The 6,652-nt window shown below is 43.8% G+C and carries 6 protein-coding genes and 4 tRNA genes; 7 read left to right on the top strand and 3 right to left on the bottom strand.

Features of this window, described 5'->3' with window-relative positions; translation table 11 throughout:
- Positions 1 to 758: 758 nt before the first annotated feature.
- Together pssA and MSG36_RS23765 are read right to left on the bottom strand one after the other, a co-directional pair.
- Positions 759 to 2,099 (bottom strand): CDP-diacylglycerol--serine O-phosphatidyltransferase, encoded by a 1,341-nt coding sequence (gene pssA, locus MSG36_RS23770; RefSeq protein WP_059022225.1) that lies wholly within the window; start codon positions 2,097 to 2,099, stop codon positions 759 to 761.
- Between the two features lie 91 nt (positions 2,100 to 2,190).
- Positions 2,191 to 2,622, bottom strand: coding sequence for a GNAT family N-acetyltransferase (locus MSG36_RS23765; protein ID WP_059022223.1), 432 nt, complete (start codon positions 2,620 to 2,622; stop codon positions 2,191 to 2,193).
- Between the two features lie 66 nt (positions 2,623 to 2,688).
- Between MSG36_RS23765 and murB the strand changes: the two genes are divergently transcribed.
- Positions 2,689 to 3,735 carry a UDP-N-acetylmuramate dehydrogenase gene (gene murB / locus MSG36_RS23760; protein WP_248369916.1) on the top strand — a complete coding sequence of 349 codons (1,047 nt, stop codon included), beginning with the start codon at positions 2,689 to 2,691 and terminating at the stop codon, positions 3,733 to 3,735.
- Complete coding sequence (gene birA, locus MSG36_RS23755) at positions 3,732 to 4,697, top strand: bifunctional biotin--[acetyl-CoA-carboxylase] ligase/biotin operon repressor BirA (protein WP_248369914.1); 966 nt, start codon at positions 3,732 to 3,734, stop codon at positions 4,695 to 4,697. Before murB ends, birA begins: the two co-directional genes overlap by 4 nt.
- Positions 4,698 to 4,704: 7 nt before the next feature.
- On the opposite strand, the gene coaA is transcribed toward birA, so the two are convergent.
- Positions 4,705 to 5,628, bottom strand: coding sequence for a type I pantothenate kinase (coaA, locus tag MSG36_RS23750; protein ID WP_017066910.1), 924 nt, complete (start codon positions 5,626 to 5,628; stop codon positions 4,705 to 4,707).
- A gap of 210 nt (positions 5,629 to 5,838) precedes the next feature.
- Between coaA and MSG36_RS23745 the strand changes: the two genes are divergently transcribed.
- The 5 genes from MSG36_RS23745 to MSG36_RS23725 all read left to right on the top strand — a co-directional run.
- Positions 5,839 to 5,914, top strand: a tRNA-Thr gene (locus MSG36_RS23745).
- A gap of 44 nt (positions 5,915 to 5,958) precedes the next feature.
- Positions 5,959 to 6,043, top strand: a tRNA-Tyr gene (locus MSG36_RS23740).
- A gap of 39 nt (positions 6,044 to 6,082) precedes the next feature.
- A tRNA-Gly gene (locus MSG36_RS23735) sits at positions 6,083 to 6,157 on the top strand.
- A 13-nt stretch (positions 6,158 to 6,170) separates the two neighbouring features.
- Positions 6,171 to 6,246 (top strand) — tRNA-Thr (locus MSG36_RS23730).
- 95 nt (positions 6,247 to 6,341) lie between these two features.
- Positions 6,342 to 6,652: GTP-binding protein (locus tag MSG36_RS23725; protein ID WP_248369912.1), on the top strand; the 311-nt coding region annotated here is incomplete at its 3' end.

The following is a 6,652-nucleotide window of genomic DNA, read 5'->3' as shown; positions in this document are numbered from 1 at the left end:
GTTCAGTTGGTTAGAATACCGGCCTGTCACGCCGGGGGTCGCGGGTTCGAGTCCCGTCCACTCCGCCACTTATTAGAGAAGCCCTGCTAGAAATAGCAGGGCTTTTTTACATTTGAAGAAAAGTGTTTTGTGGTTAGATTGTATGAGTGTTGTAAAGACACCGAGCCCCTGCACTTCATGCTATCTCGGTACATATTAGAAAGCCTAGTCTGACGACTAGGCTTTCGTCATTTCCGGCATCTGAGCTTTGGACTTTTGCTATAGACTTTATCGTTATCGCTGAGGCGTCTCTCTGTTACAAGGTGTTGGGAGGTGGTTTGGTTCTAAATCTGACGAATCGAAATAGTTACTTCTAACTCTTTTAGGTAACCCAAGTAGAACAGAACATCAAATTGGGCGAATCTGAGTGCTTTCTATGTTAGATACCCTAACACGCTCGTCCCTTGTTGTAGGGAGTAGCGAACGTTATTGCTTTTAATGCGTAGGAGGTAATTATCGATTATGTTGGTATTTGTTTAATCGTTCCTGTACCTGATACACGTATCTGGAACTAAGGAAAACGAAGGATGTTTAACATTTCAAGCTATCACCCTCACTATCAATAAATAGAGATGTTGACTTGAAATAACCATTAAGCAAACCTATCTCGCTATCTCGCTATCTCGCTATCTCGCTATCTCGCTATCTCGCTATCTCGTAGATACAAAAACGCCTAGCGTTTGCTAGGCGTTGATAAATAGAGTTCCTAATACAATCGACTAAAGTATTTGCTTAAGCACTCTGTCGGCTTTTACACGAGTGATCTTACGAATCAACTTCTGAACTTCCATCGGGTAGCTCTCTACCTTATCTAACTGCTTATAAGTACAGATAAGCTGAGTGTGTTGAAGGATGTTATCCACTTCAGCCTGAAACTTGTCTGTTAGGTGATGGTAGTTATCTTGGATAAATATACCGTTCTCTAGATCCAACTTCCATGCGCGTGGGTTTAGGTTATTACCTGTTAGTAGCATGTAGCGCTTATCTACCCAAATGCCCTTTAGGTGGAAGCTATTTGAATCGTGTTGCCAAAGTCGAATTGATAGATTACGGCTAGCAATATGAGCTTCATTGGCCTTAGCGAAACGACGTAAGTTCAATTCGTAAAGGTATGGCAAACCACCAATTGTTTTAAACTCTTCTTCTGGCGAGATAAAGAAATCATTCGCTGTCTTATCACCAACAACAATGCTGACCTTTACGCCACGCTTAAGCGCTTTCTTCACTTCTTTAGCTAGGCTAGGTGGGAAGTTGAAGTAAGGTGTGCAGATGAAGATTTCATCTTTAGCTTGAGCGACGAGTTGATTGATCCCCTGATTCAGACGGTTACGTCTTTTACCGATACCAACCAATGGTGTTACAGCAACTTGGTCTGCTGAAACCTCTTGCCCTTCGAATTGATACTGAGATCTTGCCAAGGATGCTCGAAACTGACGAATCGCTGGTTTCAGTTCTTTGGTCGCAGGCTTGTTCTTATCAGCCAGGTCATAAACAGCGCTGTCCGCAACCATCTGTTCGTGTACGTAGGTAAACATTGAGTCAGCGAGAGCTGAGTTGTTTAAAACGTGGTAACGATCAAAGCGATAGCGGTCATGGTAATTCAGGTAGATATTGTTAAGGCTTGCACCGCTGTATATCACGCTGTCATCGACGATAAAGCCTTTTAAGTGCAATACGCCAAAGACTTCTTTGCCGCGAACTGGAATACCATAGACGGGCACAGAATGCTGATATTTTTCTGCAAACTCTTTATACATGGCTGCATTGCCTTCAGAAGACTCTGCACCAATCAATCCACGCTGCGCTCGGTGCCAATCGACACAAACGCTCACGTCTAATTCTGGATTCTTTTGCTTTGCTTCATATAAGGCAGTTAGGATCTCACGGCCAGCCTCATCATCTTCAAGGTACAAAGCGACTAAACTAATACGAGTCGTTGCGCGAGATATCTCATCAAGTAGGCGAGTTCGAAACTCTTGCGCTGATAGTAGTACTTCAAACTTGTCAGGATTCTGCGCTATGGTTGGCAACTGTATGAATGGATTCCTACTGGCAATCATATTGACTGTTTTACCTTAAAAATATGCAAAATTGCGAACCTTTAATTTTACCAAAGGGATAGCACCAAATACTAGATAATCGAGGCATTCTCTAACAAATTTGCTGATAATGCATAGGAATGAGATCTTTTCCGCTATTCGAATAGCGCTCGTATAAAACTCTTAAACCATTTGGTAGATCTTTAGGGTCTACTTGTACGAATTTGTGTCGCGCATAAAAATTGGTGAGATGAGCGTAAGCAAAGCAGTAATCGTCTTCAGAAAGCGTATGTTGCGCACAATAATCCATAAGCTGGGAGCCTAATTGCTGACCGCGATGTTGTTTTGATATCGCCATTCCAGTAAGTAAACGATTATTTTCTATTGTACGAAAACGCACGACACCGCACAGCTCGTTATCCAGCAATAACGAGTAGATCAGTTCACTCTTATTCGCTTTTCCCGTTGGGTAGTGTTCTTTATAGAAACGTTTAACTAGGGGAACCTTTACTGGGTCTAATTGAGTAATGATGACATTGTTCATTCAGTCACTGCGCCATTGGTTTATCTGCTGTAGAATGACCGCAGTGTAAGTTAATTGAATATCGCCATGCAATTCCATCTCAATGCTAGTTTAAAAAATGTTCATACTTTTTCTATCGATCAGACGTGTGATGCGTTGGTTGAAGTCACCACTACCGAAGAACTGATTTCGCTTTACAAAGACCCTAAATGGTCAGCTTTGCCTAAGTTAATACTGGGTAAGGGCAGTAATATGCTTTTTACCGAGCACTTCGCTGGCCTGGTCATCGTGAATAAATTAGCCGGGATTGAGCTGGCCGAGACGGACAGTCATCACCTACTGCATGTAAGTGGTGGCGAGGATTGGCCAAGCTTGGTTGAGTGGAGTGTAGATAAAGGGCTGGGTGGTCTAGAAAACCTAGCAATGATACCCGGCTGTTCCGGCTCTGCTCCGATTCAAAATATTGGTGCGTATGGAGTTGAGCTGCAAGACGTATGCGAGTATGTCGATATTCTGTGTCTGGATACTTATACAGTTAAGCGACTAAGCAAAGAAGAGTGTCTCTTTGGTTACCGAGATTCTATCTTCAAACACGCTCTCTACGATAAAGCGATTGTTGTTGCGATTGGTTTAACGTTGCCGAAAGAGTGGGAGCCATGTAATCACTATGGCCCGTTAAAAAGCCTATCAGCCGATACGCTCTCTCCTCGCACTATATTTGATGAAGTGTGTGCTATTCGTTCAAGTAAGCTGCCAGACCCTAGAGTACAAGGGAATGCGGGTAGCTTCTTCAAAAACCCGGTGATCACCCAAGATCATTTTGATCGCTTGTTAGCTCTATATCCAAATATTGTCGGCTATGAGAGTAATGACATGATCAAAGTTGCTGCTGGCTGGCTGATTGATCAATGCCAGTTCAAGGGTGTAACAGAAGGTGGCGCTCAGGTTCACCCCAACCAAGCATTGGTTATTATCAATTATGATGAGGCTTCTGCTGTGGATATCCTTAAGCTTGCAGAGCGAGTGCGCCAGTCCGTCTTGAATAAATTCGATATTCGATTGGAACATGAAGTGCGCTTTATGGGACGAGACTGCGAGACAAACCTAGACAAGGCTTTGGAGTCATTGGTATGAGAGAACACAGTACCAAGCTTGCACTATTGAGATGCCTTGCTGACGGTGAGTTTCATTCAGGTGAAGACCTAGGTGAAATGATTGGTGTATCACGAGCGGCTATCAGTAAGCACATTAAAGGTATTCAAGAGTGGGGTTTAGATATCTATCGAGTACAAGGCAAGGGTTACAAGCTAGCCAGTCGTTTGGATATGCTTGACCAAGAAAAATTGTCTGCAGTTAGTCGCGATGCTTCTCTTGAACTCATTCCCATCATAGGTTCTACAAACCAACACCTATTAGAGCGTACTAACACCCTCGAATCGGGTTCTGTCTGTATTGCTGAATATCAAGCTGCGGGTCGTGGACGCCGTGGACGAGAGTGGGTATCGCCATTCGGTGCAAACCTCTATCTTTCAATGTATTGGAGACTTGACGCAGGGATGGCTGCCGCGATGGGCTTAAGCCTTGTGGTTGGTGTTGCTGTTGTTGAAGCTTTGGAAGAAATGGGTGTAGAAGGTGTAAAGCTCAAATGGCCGAACGACCTCTACCACAATGATAAGAAGCTTGCAGGTATCTTGGTCGAGTTGTCAGGACAGTCTGGTGGCGCTGCGCATATTGTGATTGGTTTAGGGCTAAACCTATCCATGGATCCAACAACATCAGGTATTGGCCAGCCATGGACTTCCCTTAAAGAAGTGTGTGATGGAAAGGTACCTGACCGTAATCAATTAGCGCAGGCTCTGATCAATGCTTGGGATAAATCTCTTGTCGATTATGAGCTGAAAGGAATGTCCAATTTTGTAGAGCGTTGGAACCGCTTGGATAATTTCTTAGGTCGCAATGTTAGGCTGATCATTGGACCTAGAGAAATTGAAGGTGTTGTTCAAGGCATCGATGAACAAGGCGCTGTATTACTCAAAACTGAGAATGGTATCGAGAGCTATATTGGTGGTGAGATATCGCTAAGAAAAGGCGATTAAGGCGTTACTATTTTCTTAGTAACACTTCTTCAACCATATGATCTGCGCCTTTACGTAGTATCAGGTGAGCCCTTTCTCTTGTCGGAAGGATATTTTGTTCAAGGTTCAAGCCATTAATTGAACTCCAGATACCTTCCGCTTTATCCAATGCGGCTTGGTTCGATAATTTAGTGTAATGACTAAAGTAAGAGCCAGGCTTAGTAAACGCCCCATCGCGGAATTTCATAAAACGATTGACGTACCACTCTTTGATTTGTTGGCTATCAGCGTCAACATAGAGTGAGAAATCAAGGAAGTCTGAAATAAACACGCGATGTGGTTCGTGTGGATAATTCATACCGGTTTGTAAGACATTAAGTCCTTCAATAATAAGCACATCTGGTAGGTCGACGCACTTAACGTCATCAGTAATGTTGTACGTAAGATGCGAGTAAACAGGTGCTGTGACATTTCTCTTGCATGCCTTTACATCCGAAACAAAGTTCACTAAACGCTTGATATCGTAAGACTCCGGAAAGCCCTTTTTGCTCATCAACCCTTTCTCTTCTAACACCTCGTTTGGATATAAAAAGCCATCGGTTGTCACTAGTTCAACTTTTGGGTGGTTTTCCCAGCGAGAGAGTAGGGCTTTAAGCAGGCGCGCAGTGGTACTTTTGCCAACGGCTACGCTACCCGCAATACCGATGATAAAAGGTGGCGCTTTCTCTTTCTTATCTAGAAATTGGTGGAGTACAGAGTTTCTATTCTGTCTGGCTGCCACATAGAGGTTCAATAGACGAGATAGCGGTAGATAGATCTCTACTGCCTCTTCCATTGTGAGCTTTTCATTGATGCCTTGAAGCTCTTTTAAGTCGCTCTCAGAAAGTGTCATCGGAACTAAATTCCTTAGCTCAGACCAACGTTCGCGGTCAAATGACATAAATGGGCTCATACAAAACTCTATAGTGGATAACAAAACAAGTGCATGGAAAATACATCAAGCGATAGATAAATAAAATATCTTCCTGTACTAGATGCGGGTTAAAGACGTAAACCTTGAGCTAAATAGCCGTATGTAGGAGTTTGGTCAGAGAATTTTGCACTTTTTTTCAATTTACTATTGCAAGGTGGAAAATCATTCAATAAAATGCGCCCCACTTGTGCCGACTTAGCTCAGTAGGTAGAGCAACTGACTTGTAATCAGTAGGTCACCAGTTCGATTCCGGTAGTCGGCACCACTTTCTCCCTTCCTATAAGGCAAGCGAGAGAAAGCTCAAAATTTGGAGAGGTTCCCGAGTGGCCAAAGGGAGCAGACTGTAAATCTGTTGGCACTGCCTTCGATGGTTCGAATCCGTCCCTCTCCACCATATTCTAAAGGTTAAATAGCTCAAACAGAGTTACGTGTTGCGTGCATCGTATAATGGCTATTACCTCAGCCTTCCAAGCTGATGATGCGGGTTCGATTCCCGCTGCACGCTCCAACTCATTTTGTGTGCTGATATAGCTCAGTCGGTAGAGCGCACCCTTGGTAAGGGTGAGGTCCCCAGTTCGACTCTGGGTATTAGCACCAGTCTAAAGCTTCTTCTCCTTTAATAAAGAAAACCATTTTTTTTGGTTGCGTGGTCTTATTTTAAGCCACCTAATCCGTACCTAGAGGGACACCCCATGTCTAAAGAAAAATTTGAACGTACGAAACCGCACGTAAACGTTGGTACTATCGGCCACGTTGACCACGGTAAAACAACTCTAACTGCTGCTATCTGTACTACACTTGCAAAAGTGTACGGTGGTGTTGCTAAAGATTTCGCATCTATCGATAACGCTCCAGAAGAGCGTGAGCGCGGTATCACAATCGCAACTTCTCACGTTGAGTACGACACTCCAGCACGTCACTACGCGCACGTAGACTGTCCAGGACACGCGGATTATGTTAAAAACATGATCACTGGTGCTGCACAAATGGACGGCGGTATCCT

The sequence above is a fragment of the Vibrio sp. 1CM8B genome (assembly GCF_023161685.1).
GTDB classification, from domain to species: domain Bacteria; phylum Pseudomonadota; class Gammaproteobacteria; order Enterobacterales; family Vibrionaceae; genus Vibrio; species Vibrio coralliirubri.
Note: the sequence above shows the minus strand (reverse complement) of the source record. Positions and strands in the feature narration are given on the sequence as shown.